Source organism: Eikenella glucosivorans (genome assembly GCF_016025525.2).
In the GTDB taxonomy this organism is placed as follows: Bacteria; Pseudomonadota; Gammaproteobacteria; order Burkholderiales; family Neisseriaceae; genus Eikenella; species Eikenella glucosivorans.
Genome location: NZ_JACSGR010000004.1, coordinates 164,054 through 182,034, shown reverse-complemented (window position 1 = coordinate 182,034; position 17,981 = coordinate 164,054). Strand labels below are relative to the sequence as shown.

The window sequence follows — 17,981 nt, the reverse complement described above, 5'->3', positions numbered from 1 at the left end:
TGCACTAAGTATAGAAAGAAGAAGAATTGTTCATTTATTTAAGTAAAGATTAAGCTCGGTATTTTAACAATAATTTTTAACAATTCTTCACTTCCCAATCGAAACGTTATGCTGTTTCAACTGTTGTATTTTTGTCATCATCCAGCGCATTCATTTTCTTAACGGCCTGCCGAACCTTTTCCGGGTCGCCCATGCGCAGCAGTTTGCGCACCTGATCCGCCAGTTCTCCCGCGTTGCTTTGAATGATCACATTCTTCACCGCCAGCAGATTGCTGGCATTCATGGAAAACCGGCGCAAGCCCAAGCCCAGCAGCAGGCGGGTGAAATGCAGGTCACCCGCCATTTCGCCGCACACCGACACCGGCTTGCCCATGCGCTTGGCGGTGCTAAACACATGGTGCAGCAGCTTCAACACCGCCGGATGGCTGGGCTGATAGAGATAACTCACGCTGTCGTCGCCGCGATCCACCGATAAAGTGTATTGAATCAAATCGTTGGTGCCGACTGAGATAAAATCCAGATATTTCAGGATACTGCCCACCGTGAGCGCGGCAGAAGGGATTTCGATCATCGCCCCCACCTGCACTTCGCCGTATTCTTCACCGCGTTCGTCCAGCTGGCGGCGTGCAGTGGCCAAATGGTTGATGCACTGGCGCACTTCGTCCACCGAGCTGATCATCGGCCACATGATTTTCACCGGCCCCAGCGCCGCTGCGCGCAAAGCCGCCCGCATCTGGGTGCGGAACATCACCGGCTCGGCCAGGCAGAGACGGATGCCGGTCATACCCAAGGCAGGATTGAGCGAGTGGCCTTCGCCAAACCAGCGCGGGTTTTTATCCACGCCCAAATCCACGGTGCGCAGGGTGAGCGGCTTGCCTTTGAGCTTTTTCACGATACCGGCATACACGCGGTATTGTTCGTCTTCATCAGGCAGGTTGTCACGGTTGAGAAACAGGAATTCGCTGCGGAACAAGCCCACGCCGTCGGCGGAAAGGCGGTTCATCAAGCGCACATCTTGGCCGGATTCGATGTTGGCCAAAAGCTCGATATCGATGCCGTCTTTGGTGGTGGCGGTAATGTCTTTGAGTTTGTTGAGCAGGCGGCGCTGGCTGCGGTACACGCGGTCGCGCTTGCGGTATTCGCTCAGGATCAAATCATCTGGATTGATGATCAGCACGCCGCTGAGGCCGTCCACGATGATCCATTCGTCTTGGCTGATCAGCTCGCGCGCGTTGTATAGGCCGATCACTGAGGGCACATCCAGGCTGCGCCCCAAAATGGCGGTGTGGCTGGTGGGGCCGCCGGCATCGGTGGCGAAACCGGCAATGCGGTGTTCTTTGAAATACACGGCATCAGCCGGAGAAAAATCGTGAGAAATCAGGATAATATCATCTTCTGTTTCGGTGTCGGGCAGGAAATCGTCATTCTGCCCCATTAAGTTTTGATAAATCCGTTCGGCCACCTGAAGCATGTCCTGCTTGCGCTCGCGCAGGTATTCGTCGTCGATGGCGTCAAACTGTTCGGCCAGCTTGTCGGTTTGCAGCTTCAGCGCCCATTCGGCATTGATGCCCTGCGCGCGCAAGATGTCGATCGGCTCGCGCGAGAGGGTAACGTCGGCCAGCAGCATCAGGTGCAGCGAAATAAACGCGCCCAGCTCGGTGGGGGCATTTTCGGGGATGGCGCTGCGCAGCTGTTCCAGCTGGCGGCGGGTGGCCTTTACCGCTGCTTCAAAACGTTCGGCCTCGGCATCGATTTCTTCCGGAGCCATGTCCAGCTGCGGCACTTCCTCCATGCCGCGCACCACCAAATGCGCCCGCCCGATGGCAATCCCGCTGCCCGCCGCAAATCCGTGCAACACCACGCTCATGTTTATTCGCCTTCGTCGAAATAATTGTTTACCAAAGCCACCAGCGCCTGCATCGCCGCCTGCTCGTCTGCGCCCTCGGTTTCGATTTCGATCACCGAGCCCTTGGCCGCCGCCAGCATCATCAAGCCCATGATGCTCTTGCCGTTTACGCACTTGCCGTTGCGGCACACCCGCGTTTCCGCCTGGAATGCGCCCGCCGTTTGCGTAAACTTGCTCGACGCGCGCGCATGCAGCCCCAATTTATTGATAATCTCCACCTGCTGCTTCAGCATACGCCCTGCTCCTCTTCCGGCCGGATCAGCATAATCCCCGCCAAAGCCGACTGGCGCACCATCTCGGCCAGCGCCAGCAAATCATCGGCCTTTTTCGCCTCCTGCACCGCCTTCACCATCATCGGCGCATTCAGCCCGGTGAGCAGCACCATCCGGTATTGCTGCAACAGCTGCCGCCCCACATTGCACGGCGTGGCGCCGAACACATCCGCCAACAGCAGGATGCCGTCGGTAAACGCCAGCCGCTCGGCCTCGCGCCGCGCCCGCTCCATCACCCGCTCCGGCTCGTCGTCCGGCCGCACGCCGATAATCGACAGATACTCCGGCATCTGCCCGAAAAAGTGCTGCGCCAGCTTGCTGTAAGACTCGCCCAGCGTTTCATGCGTCATAATCATCAAACCAATCATCTGCTTCTCATTCCATTACCATTTATTTTTCAGGTAGCCATCATATCAGAGAAAGGCTACCTGAAAACGTCAGCTTCAACCAAGTTAAAACACAGCGCGACAGCGTTGCCGCACCGCTAAAAATCATCCCGCCGTTTTTCAGGTAGCCTCATTTCAATCACAGGCTACCTGAAACCCAATCCCTCAGCTCACCCAATAATACACATACAGCCCCAAAATACTAAACAACACCACCAGCGCACAGCCCAGCTTCGCCACCACCCCCGCCACCATGCCCAGCAGCGTGCCCAACCCCACCTTGCCCGCCGCCCACAAACTGCGCCGCGCCGCAAACTCCCCCACCGCCGCGCCCACCAGCGGGCCCAACACCATCCCCGGCAGCGCGAAAAACAGCCCCACCACGCCGCCCGCCAGCGAGCCCCACAGCGCCTGTTTGCTCGCCCCCGTAAACTTCGCCCCCAAAAGCCCCGCCACATAATCCAGCGTCCAAGCCAGCGCCAAAATCAGCCCCAATACCACCAGCGCCGTCGGGCCGATCACCTCATAATCCTGGCTGTAAGCCAACAGCCACGTGCCCGCAAACATCAGCGGCATCCCCGGCAGCAGCGGATGCACCGCCCCCGCCAAACCCGCCAGCAGCAACGCCAGCGCCAGCACAACCAACAAAACAGTCATTTCATCCTCACACAAAATCAAGCATCCGATCCCCAGCCAAATAAGGCCGCCCCCGCCGATTTAAAGCCCGCCCGCTTTTGCCCGCCTGCCGCCCAAGGTATAATGCCGCCCCATCAATCGGCTGCCTCCCCTAAGCGCAGCCCCTTTCCAATTTTCAGGTAGCCTGCCTGCCCCACAGCCCGAATCGGAGAAACATGAACCCCGTCCTCAACACCGCCATCAAAGCCGCCCGCCGCGCCGGCGACATGATGCTGCGCGCCGCCAACAACCTCGGCGCCGTCAAAATCGACAGCAAAGCCTTCAACGACTTCGTATCCGACGTAGACCGCACCGCCGAAGAAATCATCCGAGAAATCCTGCAGGAAGCCTACCCCCAGCACAAAATCACCGCCGAAGAAAGCGGCAGCAGCGGCCCCGAGAAAGCCGAATACGAATGGATCATCGACCCGCTCGACGGCACCACCAACTATCTGCACGGCCACCCCCAATACGCCGTCAGCATGGCTCTGCTGCACAAAGGCATGCTGCAAGAAGCCCTCGTTTACGCCCCCGAGCGCAACGACCTCTACCTCGCCTCCCGCGGCCAGGGCGCCCTGCTCAACGACCGCCGCATCCGCGTATCCAGCCGCATCGAGCTCAACCGCTGCCTCATCGGCACCGGTTTCCCCGTGGTCGATCAAAGCATGATGGAAAGCTACCTGAACATCCTGCAAAGCTTCCTCGCCAAAACCGCCGGCGCCCGCCGCGAAGGCGCCGCCTCGCTCGACCTCTGCGCCGTGGCCTGCGGCCGCTTCGACGGCTTCTTCGAATTCAACCTCAAACCCTGGGACATCGCCGCCGGCGCCCTCATCGTGCAGGAAGCGGGCGGCATCGTAACCGACATGAAAGGCAACGAAGGCTGGCTCGAAAGCGGCGACATCGTAGCCGCCAACCCCAAAGTGCTGGCGCAAATGCTGCAAACCATCGCCCCCCATCTGGCCGCCTAATCCTCCCCTCGCACAGCATAAAGGCTACCTGAAAACGCAAGGTTTTCAGGTAGCCTTTTTCACATTCACGCCCTACTCCGCCACCACATAATACCCCAGCCCATTCTCCCGCACCCTCACCCGCACCGTCTGCCCCGCCAAGTCCTCCGGCGCACGCCGCAGCAAACCATCGTCCAATTCAAAGCGCGTGCCGTCTTCCAGCTCCAACACCCACGATTTAAAACCGCCCTTCTGCGTATCCAGCAAACGCGCCTTCACCGACACCGGCTCAACCGGCAGCAGCGACACCAGCAACACCGCATTCACCAGCACACGCGTCAGCACAACCGCCATCAGCACCCCCCACATCACGCGCGACATATCCCGCTTAAACCGATCCCCCGCCGCCAAACCTGCGCCGCCCTTGCGCAAGCGGAACAGCCAGCGCACACAACCCGCCGCCAGCACGGCAAACACCGCCCCCGCCAGCCAAGACGCCCCCTTCTTCCACACCAGCGGCTGCATCATCACCAACACCGCACCCAACACCAGAGCCGCCGCCAGCGCCAGCTTGTTCCACCATTCCCACTCGCTCATTTTGAACCAAGCCATTCGTTTCCCCATCCTGTTTATCGGTTACAGGCTACCTGAAAATGCGAGCTTTAACGCCATTAAAACAAGACCGTCGAAATTTTCAGGTAGCCTCTTCTTCATCAACAGCCAGCCTGGATTGCAACCCAGCCTAGCCGTCCCATTACCGCTCCCAGCTTGCCGGAAACGGCCTTTTCTGCGACACGGGCGCAAACTCAAACACCTTCCTGCGCGCGTTCCATTGCAGCGGGCGGATGCAGTTGTCGTATTGGGCGCGCACCCTGCCGCGCGTATTTTGCCCGCAGTATGCCCCGCCCACGCCCAAATACAGCCGGCCGTTTATCATCCGCGCACCGATTGCCCCGTTGCTAAACGCCTCTTTAGCCGTCCCGTCCGGCTGCCCCGCAAACACAGTAACCAGCCAACCGCCCGAGCCGCCCAAATCAGCGCCGCCGGCACACATCGTTTCGCCCGAATCGTAAACATAATCGGGGTGGCCGTCGCCATTCAAATCCACAGCCTGCACCGCCTTGCTGTAAGAAAAGCGCCCGCCCGAATCACGGCAAAGCCGCGCATCTTCATTCACTGCCCGTTGCACTGCGGCAGGCAGCTTGGCCGCGGCGGATGAAGCCGCCAGCGCCAACATAGCACTCAAAACCAATCTTTTCGTTTTCATTATGACCTCCAAAATAATTAGAAATTAGAAACACCAGAAAAGGCAGCTTGCCTATCCACACCCAGGCTGCCTGAAACCAAGGCTACCTGAAAATCTTTTTTCAGGTAGCCTCTTTAAGTCAGCTTAGCTTCGCCGCGTGCTCGCGCGTTTCATGGAACACAATATCCGGCCAGCGTTCCTGCGTCAGGTTCAGGTTCACACGGTTGGGGGCGAGGTAGGCCAGGTTGCCGCCCGCGTCGATGGCCAGGTTTACCGCGTTGGCCTTTTCAAATTCCGCCAGCTTTTTCCTGTCGCCGCACGACACCCAGCGCGCCGACCACACGGACACGTTGTCGAACACCGCTTCTACGCCATATTCCGCCGCCAGCCGCGAGGTAACCACTTCAAACTGCAATACGCCCACCGCGCCCAAAATCAAATCCGCACCGCTCATCGGCTTGAACACCTGCACCGCGCCTTCTTCGCCAAGCTGCTGCAAACCTTTTTGCAGTTGCTTGATTTTCAGCGGGTTTTTTATGCGGACGCTGCGGAACAGTTCGGGTGCGAAGAAGGGGATGCCGGTAAATGCCAGCGGTTCGCCTTCGGAGAAGCTATCGCCGATTTGGATGTTGCCGTGGTTGGGGATGCCGATGATGTCGCCCGCGTAGGCCTCTTCCACCAGCTCGCGGTCATGCGACATGAAGGTAACCACGCTGCTGGCGGCGATGTCGCGGTTAATCCGCAGGTGCTTCATTTTCATGCCGCGCTCGAATTTGCCCGAGCAGACGCGCAAAAAGGCGATGCGGTCGCGGTGTTTCGGGTCCATATTGGCTTGGATTTTAAAGATAAAACCGGAAAACTTCGGCTCGTCGGGCTCAACCATGCGCACGGTCGCGTCGCGCGGTTTCGGCGCGGGCGCCCAGTCAATCAGTGAATTTAAGATTTCCTGAATGCCGAAGTTGTTAATCGCCGAGCCGAAGAACACGGGCGTGAGGCTACCTGAAAGGAATTCGTCCAAATCAAACTCGTTGGAAGCCGCCTGAACCAGTTCGATTTCGTCGCGAAGCTGCTGGATTTCCAGCGGAAAGCGTTGTTCCAGCTCGGGATTGTCGATGCCTTTGATGATGTCGAACTCGTGCGGCAGGCGTTCGCCGCCGGCTTCAAACAGGTAGATTTCGTCGTTCAGGATGTGGTACACGCCTTTGAAGTTTTTGCCCATGCCGATAGGCCAGGTTACCGGCGCGCAGCGGATTTTCAAAATATTTTCCACTTCGTCCAAGAGTTCCAGCGAATCGCGCACTTCGCGGTCGTATTTGTTCATGAAGGTAACAATCGGCGTATTCCGCAGGCGGCAGACGTTGAGCAATTTGATGGTTTGCGCTTCCACGCCTTTGGCTGCGTCGATAACCATCAATGCGCTGTCCACGGCGGTGAGTACGCGGTAGGTGTCTTCGGAGAAGTCTTGGTGGCCGGGCGTGTCCAGCAGGTTCACCGTGTGGTCTTGGTAGTCGAACTGCATCACGGAAGATGCCACGGAAATGCCGCGCTGCTTCTCGATTTCCATCCAGTCGGAGGTGGCGAATTTGCCGCTTTTCTTGCCTTTCACCGTGCCCGCGCTCTGAATCGCGCCGGAAAACAGCAACAGCTTTTCGGTGAGCGTGGTTTTGCCCGCGTCGGGGTGGGAGATGATGGCGAAGGTGCGGCGGCGGCGCACTTGGTCTGGGATATTGGACATGGCATGAACCCGAATTGAAAACGGCGCATTTTAGCATATCGCCGCGCGGGATATGCTCGGCACAGCCATTGGCGCCGCAGCCGCCCGTCCCGGCATCCAAACAAAAATCCCACACCGAAACAGCGTGGGAAAAGTGGAGCGGGTAACGGGAATCGAACCCGCATAGTCGGCTTGGGAAGCCGGTGCCTTACCATTAGACGATACCCGCCAAACAGGAGTGCGCGCAGTATAGCGGATTAAGCCGACTTCCGCCACCGCCCGCCGCCAGCCTAATCGCGGAAAGACAGCCCGCCCAGCAGCCCTTCCCGCGCCGCCGCATCGCCCCCGGCCGCGCATACCCAATAATCCCCATCCGGGCGGAAATGCTCGCCACCCGTGCACACATTATCCGTGTTGCACACCTGCAAACTGCGGCGGATCGCCTCCACATCCGGCCGCATACAGCGCCCTTCCAGCCTTCCGCCCTCCTCATTCCGGCCCGCCGCCGCCAAAGCTTGCCCATCCGACTGCGCCTGCGCGGCGTTCACCGCATACAGCAGCAGCCCCGCGCGGCGGTCGTATTGCAACAGGCCGATGCTTGCCGCCGGCACACCCGGCAGGAAGGCGCCCGCCTCCGTCATCCGGTTTTCAAATTCAAAATGCGCAGGCACGCCCACCCTCATTCCGCTGCCCGCGATATCCAGCAAAAAGCCGCCCGGGTAAGCCGCCTGCGCCTCGGCCGAAGCCGCCGGAGCGGAAACGGCAGAAGCGGCAACCGCCGGCGCAGAAGCCGAAACCGCCGCCTGCCCGCCGCAAGCCCCCAGCAGCAGGCCGCACGCCATACCGATTGCCAAACAAGCCATCTTATTCATTTGCCCATCCTTTCTGTGATTTCAAACTGCCCAAGCCGAACAGCCGGCCGGAAAACGCGGGATTCTACTGTTCCCACCCCCGCTCGGCAATGTGCGCCGCCCTGCCGCCAGCATGGACCGCACAAATACGCGCTTTCCGGCGGAACCCGAGCCCGCCCCCGCGCGGCACGCGCCCCAGCAAGGACTGCTGCTTTTGTTTGGATTGAAGGGAAAGGCTACCTGAAAAACGATTTTCCATTTTTCAGGTAGCCTTTTGAACGGTTGCTGCCTCATTGCCGGGCTTCCGGTTTGAATGATGGTGAAATCAAAACTTTTTTTACAAAATTAATAGTTTGTTGTTTAAACTCACTCTCTCTAGGACATCGCTCACCTCTACCCCAAGGGTTCGGATTTTGCTCAAGTTTAGAATAACCTAGCGCTGGCACAAAAACATACATCGTTTTTTCAGCCATTAATTCGTTCGTTTTTGTATCAATTATCTTAATCGTTGTTCCCGCTATCCAATGCTTGCGGTTTTCCCAAGAAACATCGTTCTCATAGGTAACTGCATAGCGAGCCGGATATCGAGGATTGGTTTCTTGATCAAACGGTTTAGCATATCTGGACCAATTACCGCTGTAACGAATAATCGAGCCGTCTTTCTGTAAAACATCAACATTGTCATAGTGAACAGAAGAATAATATGGCAAAAAACTGGCAACATATTCTTCCCGCTTTGATTCGCTTTCTATTGCCGCATCCTCCCACATCTGATCCTTCCGCGGGTTGTAGAAGCTGTCTTGGTATTTCTCGTCATCCCCTCGCACTTTCAGCAGCAGGATGCCGTCCACATTCTCGGCGGTGCGGTAGATCTTCTCGCCGGCGTTTTGGCACAGTTGGTCGAAGCGCTCTTTGGCGGGTTCGTAGCGTTTTTGCCATTCGGCTTCTTCCGCTGCGGCTTTCTGTTGCGCCCTTTGATGGTCGCGCACCAGGGGCGAAATGCACGAATAGGGCACGGCAATCAACACCAGCAGCCCTGCCCAAAAGCGGTTTTTGCGGGGCGTTTTCTTGAGCACGCCGCGCATGGCGAGGAGGGTGAGCAGGGCGATGCCCAGCAGCCCGCCCCACACGATCAGTTTGCCTAAATCGCTGGGTGTGAACAACATGGTTTGGTCTCCTTGGGGTGTTTGGTGGTATTGGTGGGGTTCTTGGCGGGCTTGGGTTTGGCGGCGTTGCGCCTTTATTTTTCAGGTAGCCTTTGGCTTACCGCTTGAAGGCTACCTGAAAAAGTCCCTTATTTTTTCCCAGTGCCGCTGTTCCGCCATTCTGCTTTTACCGGCCACTTCGTTTCCACTTGGCAGAAACGGCGTTTTCAGGCCACCCTATTCTGCCAGCCAAGCGGCCAAATCGGGGAGGCCGTTAAACATGGCCAGGTGCGGCACGGTTTGCAGCTGCTCGGGGGTGTGGGCGCCGGTGGTAACGGATACGGCGGGGCTGCGGGCGTTGGCCGCCATCTGCAAATCGTGGGTGGTGTCGCCGATAACGAGGGCTTCGCGGGGGTGCACGCCGAGCTCGTTGCAAATGGAGAGCACCATTTCGGGCTGGGGCTTGGAGGCGCATTCGTCGGCGGTGCGGGTGGCGAGGAAGAGGGGGCGGGTGCCGGTGTCTGCCAGCCCGGCGTCGAGCTTGCGCCGGCCTCTGCCGGTGGCGACGGCGAGCCAGTAGTGCTGTTGCAGCTGACGCAAAATATCGTGGGCACGCTCGAACAGGGTGTCGGGCTGGCTGTGGTGGAAGCGGTCGGTTTGGTACATCCGGCCGATTTCGGTGATTTGCCTATCGTTTAAATCGGGGCAGAGGCGGCGCAGGGCGTCGTGCAGGCCAAGGCCGATGATGTCGCGGATGGCGGTTTCGCTTGGCGGCGTGCGGCCAAATTCGCTGAAGGAGGTTTGTACGCGGCTCACGATTTGGGCGGTGGAGTCGGCCAGCGTGCCGTCCCAGTCGAAAATCAATACGCGGTAGGGTTTCATGGGTAGGATCGCTTTCTATTGTGTTTGCTTGAGGCTACCTGAAAAAGCATTCCGATATTTTTCAGGTAGCCTGAAGCGGTTTGCCCGTCGGGCGGGTTATTCGCCATACAGCACCATCTCGCCCGATTTGTCCACGCCCTCGGGCGCGTTTTCCAGCAAGAGGTGCAGCAGGTGGTCGATGACCAAATCGTTGGGCGTGCTGCAATAGGGGCGGCTGGCGAAATAGCGGCTGTGGTGCCGGTATTGCCGTTGGATGACGGCGGCATCCTGCACCAGCAGGCATTCGATAAAGGGGCGGAACAGCAGGGTTTTCACGGCGAGCGGCAGGCGGCTTTTGGGAAAGTGCACGCGTACGCTCAGGCCGATTTGGCCTTTATCTTGCGGGATAAAGAAGGCGGAGATGCGGTATTCGTGGCTGTTTGGCGTGAGGTAGTCGATGCGGGCGAGGCCGGGAAAGGTGAAGGCGGCGTCGTTTATGGTGATGCCCTTGTCGAACAGCCTGTTGATGAGGCCGTTTTGCCGCTCGCCGAGCCGATAGCGGGTGGAGAAGCCGTGCGCGTGGTGGCTTTGGCTCACGGCCATGCTCTGCCGCCCCGCGCCGCGCAGCAGGCCGCGGTGGACATAGGGCGTGTGGGTGGGGTCGAGGAAGTTTTCGATGGCGTGGATGAAGTCGCCTTCCATCTGTTTGGCGGCGTTTACGGTTTCAAAGCCGGGCGGCGCGTCGAAATCGGCAGGGGGCGCAAACGGCACGTCGGGCGCAAGGCACACCCACACCCAGCCGCCGTGTTCGCGGCAGGCATGGGCGGGCACGGCGGCGGCTTCGCAGGCGCACATGCCGCCCGGCACGGCGCACACTTTGCCCGATGCGTCGAACTGCCAGCCGTGGTAGCCGCATTGCAGCCGCCCCGACACGATTTTGCCCGCGCTCAGCGGCACATGGCGGTGCGGGCAGCAGTCGTCGAAACACACGGCCTGCCCGCCAAGCCGCGCCAGCACCAGCGGCTGCCCCAGCAGCTTGCGGGCAAGGGGTTTGTTTTTGAGTTTGGCGGAGGGCATCAGCGGATACCAGGCGCGTTTCATTTTTGGGATGTTCATGTGGTGTTCCTGTTGTATTAAAAGCTGCTTGAAAACGGAGTTTCGGCGGGGTTAAAACGGCGTTTCTGGTTTTCAGGTAGCCTGATTGCGGTTTGTGTATATTCGGGCAGTTTGCCGCAGGTCGGGCATGGATGCCCGGCCTACCCGTCTGCAGGCTTGGAGGCTACCTGAAAAACGATACCGTATTTTTCAGGCTGCCCCATTGCGTCCTGCCGCCTTACAGCCTGTGTTTCACCTTATCGAATTCGATTTCAAAATCGCCAAGGCAAAACAGATATTCCCGCTCGAAATCGGGCGTATCCCAGCCTTCGATATATTGCAGGAAGGAGAAAACGGCGGGGTCGGTTTCCGCGTTGGCGGACTCTATCCGCCCAAGCAGGGCGGACGCGCTTCGGGAAGCGGCCTCTCTGGATATGCTGCCGTTCAATACTGCTTCGGCCAATTGCCTGATTGCCTGGCCGGTTTCTCGGTTGGTGTCTGTCATACGCATTCCTTTTTTTGGGGTATTCCACGCCGCTTCCGTTTTGCCCTCCCGTGGGAGGGAATCAGATTTCAGGCTGCCCCATGTTTCCGCAAAGCCAAACGGGTTTGCGGTTTTTCGGCAAGAAGGCAGCCTGAAAACGGGAAACCGCGTGCGTGCCTTGCGGCACACACCCTGCCGATGCGGGCTGCACCTGCTTGGGTTTGGGGAGGGTTTTAGGCTGCCTTTCGGAGGGCTGCCTGAAAAACGGTTCGGGCGGCAGGGTGTGTGCGGAACGCACGCACGCGGTATTTTCATTGCAGTTTGCCGCAGGTCGGGTATGAATGCCCGACATTTTTGCGCTTGGGAAACCGTCTGGCATCCATGCCTGACCTACCCTTGCTGCGGATTTGGAGGCAGTATGTGTAGGTTGGGTTGCAAAACCCAACAAAACCTTTGAACTGTCTGAAAATGTTGGGTCTTGACCCAACCTACCCTTGCTGCGGGATTAGAAGGCTACCTGAAAAACGATGCCGTCTTTTTTAGAGGGGACAAGGTTTCAGGCTGCCTTTCGTTTCACAGGCCGTATTTCAGCAGCGTTTTTTTGTAGAACGCATGGCTGATTTTGTGCAGCAGCGCCCAAATCGGGCGGCGCGGTGGCGGCAGGTGGCGGGTATAGACCGCCATGTATTCGATGGCGGGCACGGCTCCGCGCACTTTTTTGAAATCGGGCGCGCCGGAGCTGAAATTCAGTGTCAGGCCCGCTTCGTGTGCGGCCTGCATCGACTGCGCCATACAGCGGCGGTACAGCCCCTCGCTCTGCGGCACGGTGTCGTCGTAGCCCACGATGGGGGCGGTGGCGGTGTCGCTGTCCTTCACGATGCCGGACACGCCCGCGCCCTTGCCGGTTTCCGCGTCGCGCAGCAGATAAAGCTCCAATATCCCGCGTGCGGCGGCTTCGCGCAGGAAGCGGGTGGTGAACTGCACGTTCTGTTTGGAATATTTGTGTAGATACAGCCGGTTGTAGCAATATAAGGCTACCTGAAAATCCGCATCGGGGCTGCCCACGCCCAAGCGTTCAAACACATAACGCCCGTCGTGCAGCAGCTTGCGGTCGCGCTTGGTGTTGGCTTTGGCGAAGGCGTGCGGCCAGTCGTCGATGATATACACTTGGCGCGACACCACCATCTGCCAACCGAGCCGCTCTAAACGGGCAATCAAATCCGCGTGCTGGCGCACGTTGAGCGAGCGGATAGACAGGGCGTGCTGCGGCCATTTCTGCACGGCGGCATCGGTTAAATCCGCCATAGAGGCTGCCTGAAAACCGTGCGAGAAGCTGTTGGTGGAAAGGCAGTAATTGTTGAGCGTGGCCATGCGGTCGATTTGGTTGGCGCGCAAAATGCCGCCCAAGCCTGCCAGCAGCCCCGCCGCCGCCATGCGCCGCAGCGGCGGCAGTTTCACCAGTTCGTCTTTGGCGTAATCGACAATGGCGGCGTGCGGCGAGGCGGTGTAGCAGTTGGGCTGCACACGGTCGATGACGGTGCAGGGGATGTTCAGGCTGCCCGTGTCCAGTTCTTCGGCGCGGGCGTTCATGTTGGCAAACAGCGCGGGCAGCGGCACATCGCAAAACAGCGCGGCAAAGGCGCGGGACAAATCAGTTTCCATCGCCGTCAAACTCGATATCGAAAGTGCTGGCGTTGGTGAGCGGCTTGCGGTATCGCGCGCTGCGCCACAGCATTTCGCCCAATGCCAGCCATTGCGCGCGGGCAGGCAAATCGGCAATCACGTCTTCCGCGCGGCGGTAATCCTGCCAGAGTTCCGCCCATCTGCCGCGCTTCCACGCCTGCCAGCCGAACAGCAGCGGCAGGCTCGCGCCCACGCGCAGGGGGCGGGGCGGATTGGGATTTTCCTGCGGCACGAGGCTGCCCGCCGCATCAAACGCCAAACGGCCGCGCAGCAGGTGCAGCCCGCTGGTGGCGCGGGGGTTGCATTCGATGAGCCACAGGTCGCGCCCGTCGTCGATAAAGTCGAACGCCGCCTGCCCGTGGTAGGCGTTTTGCGCGGCAAAGCGGGCAACAAACTCGTCCAAGCGCGGGTCGTGCAGCGGCTCGAAATAGGTGGATGCCGCGCCGTTGAGCAGGTAGCGCGGGCGGTAGGCGGCGTGCGCCAGCACCTTGCCGCGTTCGCACACCGCATAGTTGCACACGCCCTGCCCCGCGATAAATTCCTGCTGCACCCAGGGATAATCCGCGCTGATGCGGAGGTTTTTCAGGTAGCCTTCGCGCACACCGCGCACCACCGCACGCCCGAAGCGGGAATACACGGGTTTCAGCACCGTTTTGCGCGTATCGTCATCGAACCGCACTTCGGCCGGCGATGCCACGCGCCGCGTTTCGGGAAAGCGCACCGCCGTGTCTTGCGGCATTCGTTCGAAAAAGCGGAATTTGTCGTGCAGGGTGAACAGGGTTTCGTTGTCGGGCATCCGGCATTTCGCCCGTTCGGCGGCGGGCAAATCCAGTTGGGCGAGATAGAAAATGTCTTCGCAGGTGGGGATGACGCAGTCGGCCTGCGCCACCAGTTCCGTCATGGCCTGCGCGTAGCCGGCAAAATCCAGGCGCGGCGGCGGGATGCGGCGGTATTCGCCCAAGCCGGCAAACGCGCCCACGGGAAAGCGCAGGCTGTCGCAAAACACGACACGGTGGCCGCCGCTGCGGGCAAAACGTGCCCATTCGAGTGCCACGGGGGCGCGGGGGGAGGTGATGAGGAGGTTCATTGGGTTTTCCTAATTTCAGGTAGCCTGATAAGCCGCATCAGCATGACTTCATTTTTCAGGTAGCCTTTAACGTATTCCATTTTATTCGGCAGGGCTTAGTTTTTCAGGTAGCCCAATTCCCACAGCCAAAGCAGCAGGGGCACAGCGAAAAACATACCGCGTTGCAGCAATATTACGCCATACAGTATCAGCACATATGGCCGCAGCGCCGCATAAGCCGCCGGCCGGATATATGGGTTTTCCGCCACCTCGGCATGCCGCCACACCAGCCGCTCCACCGGCCGCGTACTAAAATCCATCCCGCGCCACATCATCGAGTTCGGCAGGAAATAATCCTCCTTCACCTCGCTGCCCGGCGGCGCGGTGTGCCGATACCAAGCCAGCAGCGGCGCGGCGTATTTGTCCACATGCAGGCGCAAGCCCAGCTCGATAATCAGCAGCAGCACGATACTGCCGAAGTAGACGAAAAACCAGCTCATCGCGTTTCCTTGTTTGGGTTCTGCCGCAACCGGTATTTTTCAGGTAGCCTTCAATGCCCTTATTCCGGCGCGGCTTACTTTTTCAGGTAGCCTCTTTGAAAGGCTACATTCTAGCTTATTTCCCTGCCGCAGCCGCCCGCCCCTTTCAGCCCGCACGCTCTTGCCTTACAATGCCGCCCATTTCCCACACACATCACCGCCATGATTGCCAGCCTGATTGACTTCGTCCTGCACATCGACCAACACCTCATCGAGCTTACCCAAACATACGGCCTCTGGATTTATGCCATCCTGTTCCTCATCGTATTCTGCGAAACCGGGCTGGTGGTTACGCCCTTCCTGCCGGGCGATTCGCTTTTGTTTGCCGCCGGCGCTGTGGCCGCGCTGGGCGGCATGAATGTGCACTTGGCGGCGGCGCTGCTGCTCTCGGCGGCGGTGATCGGCGACGCGGTAAACTTTGCCATCGGCAAGTATTTCGGCGAAAGGCTGTTTGCCAAACCCGATTCGCGCATCTTCAAACGCGAGTATCTGGATAAAACCCACGCCTTCTACGAAAAATACGGCGGCAAAACCATCATCCTGGCCCGCTTCGTGCCGATTGTGCGCACCTTTGCGCCATTCGTGGCCGGTATGGGCGACATGCACTACGGCCGCTTTATCCGCTACAATATCATCGGCGCCGTGCTGTGGGTGGGCCTGCTCACTTATGCCGGCTATTTCTTCGGCGAGCTGCCGGTGGTGAAAAACAATTTCGGCCTGGTGGTGATCGGCATCATCGTGATTTCCGTGCTGCCGATGGCGGTGGAAATCGCCAGGGCCAAGTGGGGCAAAAAAGGCTAGTTTGCCCGCCCCGGCTACTGATTCGTGCCGCGCGCATTTTTCAGGTAGCCTTCCCGCCCGCTTCCCTGCACCGAAGCTTTGTTTCTTAAAGAGAAAATTTTCAGGTAGCCTCATCTTTTCCGGCAGCCTCATCCCGCTATGATTTACCCTTGGCAACAATCCGCCTGGCATCAGCTGGCCGCGCAGTGGGCCAACCGCCCCAACGCCTGGCTGTTCACCGGCCGCCGCAACACCGGCAAAACCGCCTTCGCCCGCCATCTGGCGCAGGCGCTGCTGTGCGAGCAGCCGCAAGCCGGGCACCAGCCCTGCGGCAGCTGCCCCTCCTGCCACCTGTTCGCCCAAGGCAGCCACCCGGACTACTACGAGCTGGCGCCCGAGCTGCCGGCCGAAGGCGAAAGCGGCCGCAAACTGCTGCAAATCAAAATCGACGCCGTGCGCGCCGTGCTCTCGCCCCTGCTGCAAAGCTCCGTGCGCGGCGGGCTGCGCGTGGTGCTGGTTCAGCCGGCGGAAACCATGAACACCCAAGCCGCCAACGCGCTGCTGAAAATGCTGGAAGAGCCGCCCGCCGCCGTGGTGTTCCTCTTGGTTACCCACAACAAAGACCGCCTGCTGCCCACCATCAAAAGCCGCTGCCGCCCCTTCCTGCTGCCCGCTCCGAGTGCCGAAGAAGCCCTAGGCTACCTGAAAACGCACGGCTCACACGATGCCGCCCAAGCCGAAGCCCTGCTTGCCTTTCACAGCGGCGCCCCCCTGTTTGCCGCCGAGCCCGAGCAAGACGCCCTGCGCGAAGAATTGTGCCAACTGCTGGCCCGGCCCCGCCTGCTCGCCATGCTGGATTACGCCGCCGCCTTCGACAAGCAAAAATGGCCGCTCGCTGTGTTCCTGGATTGGCTGCACAAATGGCTGGCCGACACCGCGCTCGCCCAGCAAAAGCTGCCCCCGCTATATTACCCGCAACACCAAGCCGCCCTTTTTCAGGTAGCCTCCCGCACAGCAGGGCAACCCCTGTTCGGCCTAGTGCAGCGCCTCAACCGCCTCAGCCCTTACGGCCGGCACACCTTAAGTGTTAGAATGCAGATTGAAAATTTGTTAATCGACTATCTCGCCTTCTGGCAAAACAAACCCTCTACTTACTAAACAACAAGGAAACACCATGAGCACACCCGCCGAGCAAGCACCCGGCCGCATGATGAGCGTCAGCCTCAAAGACAAAGCCACCGCCTACTACAGCTACATGCCCTTTTTAGAGCATGGCGGCATCTTCGTGCCCACCAACGACCAATTCACCATGGGCGAAGAAGTGCTGCTGATTCTCGAACTGCTCGACCAGCCGGAAAAACACTTCCTGCGCACCCGCGTGGTGTGGATCAACCTCAGCCGCACCACCAACGGCCAGCCGCAAGGCGTCGGCCTCGCATTCGGCGACGACGAAACCGCCATCAAATGCAAAAACTACATCGAAGACCAACTGCCCGGCCTGCTACACACCGACCGCGCCACCTACACCATGTAGCCATCCATGCTCATCGATTCGCACTGCCACCTCAACTTCCCCGAGCTCACCCAAAGGCTACCTGAAATCCTCGGCAACATGGCCGAAGCCGGCGTGGGCAAAGCCATCGCCATCAGCGTGAGCCGCCAGAGCTTCGAAGAAGTACACGCCATCGCCCAAGCCCACCCCCTCATCTACGCCACCGTCGGCATCCATCCCGACGACCCCGCAGCCGAAGAATTCAGCCTGGAAGAACTACTGGCGCGTGCCGCCCTGCCCAAAGTGGTCGGCATCGGCGAAACCGGCCTGGACTACCACTGGTGCCAAGGCGATTTGGCCTGGCAGCACCAACGCTTCGCCCTGCACATCGAAGCCGCCAACCGCAGCGGCCTGCCCCTCGTGGTGCACACCCGCGATGCCGCCGACGATACCATGCGCCTGCTGCGCGAACACCAAGCCCATGCCGGCGTGATCCACTGCTTCACCGAAGACGTGCGCATTGCCAAGCTGGCCTTGGATTTGGGCTTCTACATTTCCTTCTCCGGCATCGTTACCTTCAAAAACGCCACCGCCATCCAAGAAGCCGCCCGCTACGTGCCGCTTGACCGGCTGCTGGTGGAAACCGATTCGCCCTACCTCGCCCCCGTGCCCAAACGCGGCAAAACCAACGAGCCCGCCTATGTGCGGCACACCGCCGCCTTCGTGGCCCAACTGCGCGGCGACAGCCTGGAAAACATCGCCCGTGCCACCACTGCCAACTGCCTGCGCCTGTTTCACAAAATCCCAGCGGCTTGATTAGCCCGATTCAATCGGCTTAT

20 protein-coding genes and 1 tRNA gene are annotated in these 17,981 nt (G+C 59.5%); 5 read left to right on the top strand and 16 right to left on the bottom strand.

Going from position 1 to position 17,981, the window contains the following annotated elements; all coding sequences use genetic code 11:
• Positions 1 to 106 precede the first annotated feature (106 nt).
• From ptsP to H9Q10_RS06430, 4 genes are all read right to left on the bottom strand, one after another.
• Positions 107 to 1,867 carry a phosphoenolpyruvate--protein phosphotransferase gene (gene ptsP / locus H9Q10_RS06445; protein WP_197903142.1) on the bottom strand — a complete coding sequence of 587 codons (1,761 nt, stop codon included), beginning with the start codon at positions 1,865 to 1,867 and terminating at the stop codon, positions 107 to 109.
• 2 nt (positions 1,868 to 1,869) lie between these two features.
• The gene (locus H9Q10_RS06440) at positions 1,870 to 2,139 is read right to left on the bottom strand and encodes an HPr family phosphocarrier protein (RefSeq protein ID WP_197903141.1); all 270 of its coding nucleotides are present in this window, start codon (positions 2,137 to 2,139) and stop codon (positions 1,870 to 1,872) included.
• Complete coding sequence (locus H9Q10_RS06435; RefSeq protein ID WP_238480156.1) at positions 2,133 to 2,534, bottom strand: PTS sugar transporter subunit IIA; 402 nt, start codon at positions 2,532 to 2,534, stop codon at positions 2,133 to 2,135. The genes H9Q10_RS06440 and H9Q10_RS06435 overlap by 7 nt, the downstream gene beginning before the upstream one ends.
• 195 nt (positions 2,535 to 2,729) lie before the next feature.
• Entirely contained in the window at positions 2,730 to 3,221 is a 492-nt protein-coding gene (locus H9Q10_RS06430) for a DUF456 domain-containing protein (RefSeq protein WP_197903139.1), read from the bottom strand.
• A 194-nt stretch (positions 3,222 to 3,415) separates the two neighbouring features.
• Between H9Q10_RS06430 and H9Q10_RS06425 the strand changes: the two genes are divergently transcribed.
• The gene (locus H9Q10_RS06425) at positions 3,416 to 4,207 is read left to right on the top strand and encodes an inositol monophosphatase family protein (RefSeq protein WP_197903138.1); all 792 of its coding nucleotides are present in this window, start codon (positions 3,416 to 3,418) and stop codon (positions 4,205 to 4,207) included.
• A gap of 72 nt (positions 4,208 to 4,279) precedes the next feature.
• Here the strand turns inward: H9Q10_RS06425 and H9Q10_RS12230 are convergent, their stop codons facing one another.
• The 12 genes from H9Q10_RS12230 to H9Q10_RS06365 form a co-directional block, all read right to left on the bottom strand.
• Positions 4,280 to 4,798 carry a hypothetical protein gene (locus H9Q10_RS12230; protein WP_197903137.1) on the bottom strand — a complete coding sequence of 173 codons (519 nt, stop codon included), beginning with the start codon at positions 4,796 to 4,798 and terminating at the stop codon, positions 4,280 to 4,282.
• Positions 4,799 to 4,940: 142 nt separating this feature from the next.
• Entirely contained in the window at positions 4,941 to 5,453 is a 513-nt protein-coding gene (locus H9Q10_RS06415) for a hypothetical protein (protein WP_197903136.1), read from the bottom strand.
• Positions 5,454 to 5,571: 118 nt separating this feature from the next.
• Entirely contained in the window at positions 5,572 to 7,167 is a 1,596-nt protein-coding gene (locus H9Q10_RS06410) for a peptide chain release factor 3 (protein WP_197903135.1), read from the bottom strand.
• Between the two features lie 134 nt (positions 7,168 to 7,301).
• A tRNA-Gly gene (locus tag H9Q10_RS06405) sits at positions 7,302 to 7,375 on the bottom strand.
• Positions 7,376 to 7,436: 61 nt separating this feature from the next.
• On the bottom strand, positions 7,437 to 8,018 hold the full coding sequence (locus H9Q10_RS06400; RefSeq protein WP_197903134.1) for a hypothetical protein: 582 nt from the start codon (positions 8,016 to 8,018) through the stop codon (positions 7,437 to 7,439).
• Positions 8,019 to 8,287: 269 nt separating this feature from the next.
• Positions 8,288 to 9,163, bottom strand: coding sequence for a hypothetical protein (locus tag H9Q10_RS06395; RefSeq protein ID WP_197903133.1), 876 nt, complete (start codon positions 9,161 to 9,163; stop codon positions 8,288 to 8,290).
• Between the two features lie 216 nt (positions 9,164 to 9,379).
• The gene (locus H9Q10_RS06390) at positions 9,380 to 10,024 is read right to left on the bottom strand and encodes an HAD-IA family hydrolase (protein ID WP_197903132.1); all 645 of its coding nucleotides are present in this window, start codon (positions 10,022 to 10,024) and stop codon (positions 9,380 to 9,382) included.
• Between the two features lie 96 nt (positions 10,025 to 10,120).
• Positions 10,121 to 11,119 carry a Rieske 2Fe-2S domain-containing protein gene (locus H9Q10_RS06385; RefSeq protein WP_197903131.1) on the bottom strand — a complete coding sequence of 333 codons (999 nt, stop codon included), beginning with the start codon at positions 11,117 to 11,119 and terminating at the stop codon, positions 10,121 to 10,123.
• Between the two features lie 217 nt (positions 11,120 to 11,336).
• Positions 11,337 to 11,603: a hypothetical protein gene (locus H9Q10_RS06380; RefSeq protein ID WP_197903130.1), complete on the bottom strand. Its 267-nt coding sequence runs from the start codon at positions 11,601 to 11,603 to the stop codon at positions 11,337 to 11,339.
• A gap of 552 nt (positions 11,604 to 12,155) precedes the next feature.
• On the bottom strand, positions 12,156 to 13,232 hold the full coding sequence (locus H9Q10_RS06375) for a GNAT family N-acetyltransferase (RefSeq protein WP_238480155.1): 1,077 nt from the start codon (positions 13,230 to 13,232) through the stop codon (positions 12,156 to 12,158).
• A gap of 1 nt (position 13,233) precedes the next feature.
• Complete coding sequence (locus tag H9Q10_RS06370) at positions 13,234 to 14,352, bottom strand: ATP-grasp domain-containing protein (RefSeq protein WP_197903128.1); 1,119 nt, start codon at positions 14,350 to 14,352, stop codon at positions 13,234 to 13,236.
• 95 nt (positions 14,353 to 14,447) lie between these two features.
• Complete coding sequence (locus H9Q10_RS06365) at positions 14,448 to 14,831, bottom strand: hypothetical protein (RefSeq protein WP_197903127.1); 384 nt, start codon at positions 14,829 to 14,831, stop codon at positions 14,448 to 14,450.
• A gap of 201 nt (positions 14,832 to 15,032) precedes the next feature.
• Between H9Q10_RS06365 and H9Q10_RS06360 the strand changes: the two genes are divergently transcribed.
• From H9Q10_RS06360 to H9Q10_RS06345, 4 genes are all read left to right on the top strand, one after another.
• On the top strand, positions 15,033 to 15,671 hold the full coding sequence (locus H9Q10_RS06360) for a DedA family protein (RefSeq protein ID WP_197903126.1): 639 nt from the start codon (positions 15,033 to 15,035) through the stop codon (positions 15,669 to 15,671).
• A 138-nt stretch (positions 15,672 to 15,809) separates the two neighbouring features.
• Positions 15,810 to 16,808 (top strand): DNA polymerase III subunit delta', encoded by a 999-nt coding sequence (gene holB / locus H9Q10_RS06355; RefSeq protein ID WP_197903125.1) that lies wholly within the window; start codon positions 15,810 to 15,812, stop codon positions 16,806 to 16,808.
• 16 nt (positions 16,809 to 16,824) lie between these two features.
• Positions 16,825 to 17,184, top strand: coding sequence for a PilZ domain-containing protein (locus tag H9Q10_RS06350; RefSeq protein WP_197903124.1), 360 nt, complete (start codon positions 16,825 to 16,827; stop codon positions 17,182 to 17,184).
• A 6-nt stretch (positions 17,185 to 17,190) separates the two neighbouring features.
• Entirely contained in the window at positions 17,191 to 17,958 is a 768-nt protein-coding gene (locus H9Q10_RS06345; RefSeq protein WP_197903123.1) for a TatD family hydrolase, read from the top strand.
• The last annotated feature ends 23 nt before the right edge of the window (positions 17,959 to 17,981 follow it).

What these genes read in the sequence shown, in the direction of transcription:
- ptsP (WP_197903142.1), bottom strand. Translation starts at nt 1,867, where the DNA reads ATGAGCGTGGTGTTGCACGGATTTGCGGCGGGCAGCGGGATTGCCATC.
- H9Q10_RS06440 (WP_197903141.1), bottom strand. Translation starts at nt 2,139, where the DNA reads ATGCTGAAGCAGCAGGTGGAGATTATCAATAAATTGGGGCTGCATGCG.
- H9Q10_RS06435 (WP_238480156.1), bottom strand. Translation starts at nt 2,534, where the DNA reads ATGATTATGACGCATGAAACGCTGGGCGAGTCTTACAGCAAGCTGGCG.
- H9Q10_RS06430 (WP_197903139.1), bottom strand. Translation starts at nt 3,221, where the DNA reads ATGACTGTTTTGTTGGTTGTGCTGGCGCTGGCGTTGCTGCTGGCGGGT.
- H9Q10_RS06425 (WP_197903138.1), top strand. Translation starts at nt 3,416, where the DNA reads ATGAACCCCGTCCTCAACACCGCCATCAAAGCCGCCCGCCGCGCCGGC.
- H9Q10_RS12230 (WP_197903137.1), bottom strand. Translation starts at nt 4,798, where the DNA reads ATGGCTTGGTTCAAAATGAGCGAGTGGGAATGGTGGAACAAGCTGGCG.
- H9Q10_RS06415 (WP_197903136.1), bottom strand. Translation starts at nt 5,453, where the DNA reads ATGAAAACGAAAAGATTGGTTTTGAGTGCTATGTTGGCGCTGGCGGCT.
- H9Q10_RS06410 (WP_197903135.1), bottom strand. Translation starts at nt 7,167, where the DNA reads ATGTCCAATATCCCAGACCAAGTGCGCCGCCGCCGCACCTTCGCCATC.
- H9Q10_RS06400 (WP_197903134.1), bottom strand. Translation starts at nt 8,018, where the DNA reads ATGAATAAGATGGCTTGTTTGGCAATCGGTATGGCGTGCGGCCTGCTG.
- H9Q10_RS06395 (WP_197903133.1), bottom strand. Translation starts at nt 9,163, where the DNA reads ATGTTGTTCACACCCAGCGATTTAGGCAAACTGATCGTGTGGGGCGGG.
- H9Q10_RS06390 (WP_197903132.1), bottom strand. Translation starts at nt 10,024, where the DNA reads ATGAAACCCTACCGCGTATTGATTTTCGACTGGGACGGCACGCTGGCC.
- H9Q10_RS06385 (WP_197903131.1), bottom strand. Translation starts at nt 11,119, where the DNA reads ATGAACATCCCAAAAATGAAACGCGCCTGGTATCCGCTGATGCCCTCC.
- H9Q10_RS06380 (WP_197903130.1), bottom strand. Translation starts at nt 11,603, where the DNA reads ATGACAGACACCAACCGAGAAACCGGCCAGGCAATCAGGCAATTGGCC.
- H9Q10_RS06370 (WP_197903128.1), bottom strand. Translation starts at nt 14,352, where the DNA reads ATGAACCTCCTCATCACCTCCCCCCGCGCCCCCGTGGCACTCGAATGG.
- H9Q10_RS06365 (WP_197903127.1), bottom strand. Translation starts at nt 14,831, where the DNA reads ATGAGCTGGTTTTTCGTCTACTTCGGCAGTATCGTGCTGCTGCTGATT.
- H9Q10_RS06360 (WP_197903126.1), top strand. Translation starts at nt 15,033, where the DNA reads ATGATTGCCAGCCTGATTGACTTCGTCCTGCACATCGACCAACACCTC.
- holB (WP_197903125.1), top strand. Translation starts at nt 15,810, where the DNA reads ATGATTTACCCTTGGCAACAATCCGCCTGGCATCAGCTGGCCGCGCAG.
- H9Q10_RS06350 (WP_197903124.1), top strand. Translation starts at nt 16,825, where the DNA reads ATGAGCACACCCGCCGAGCAAGCACCCGGCCGCATGATGAGCGTCAGC.
- H9Q10_RS06345 (WP_197903123.1), top strand. Translation starts at nt 17,191, where the DNA reads ATGCTCATCGATTCGCACTGCCACCTCAACTTCCCCGAGCTCACCCAA.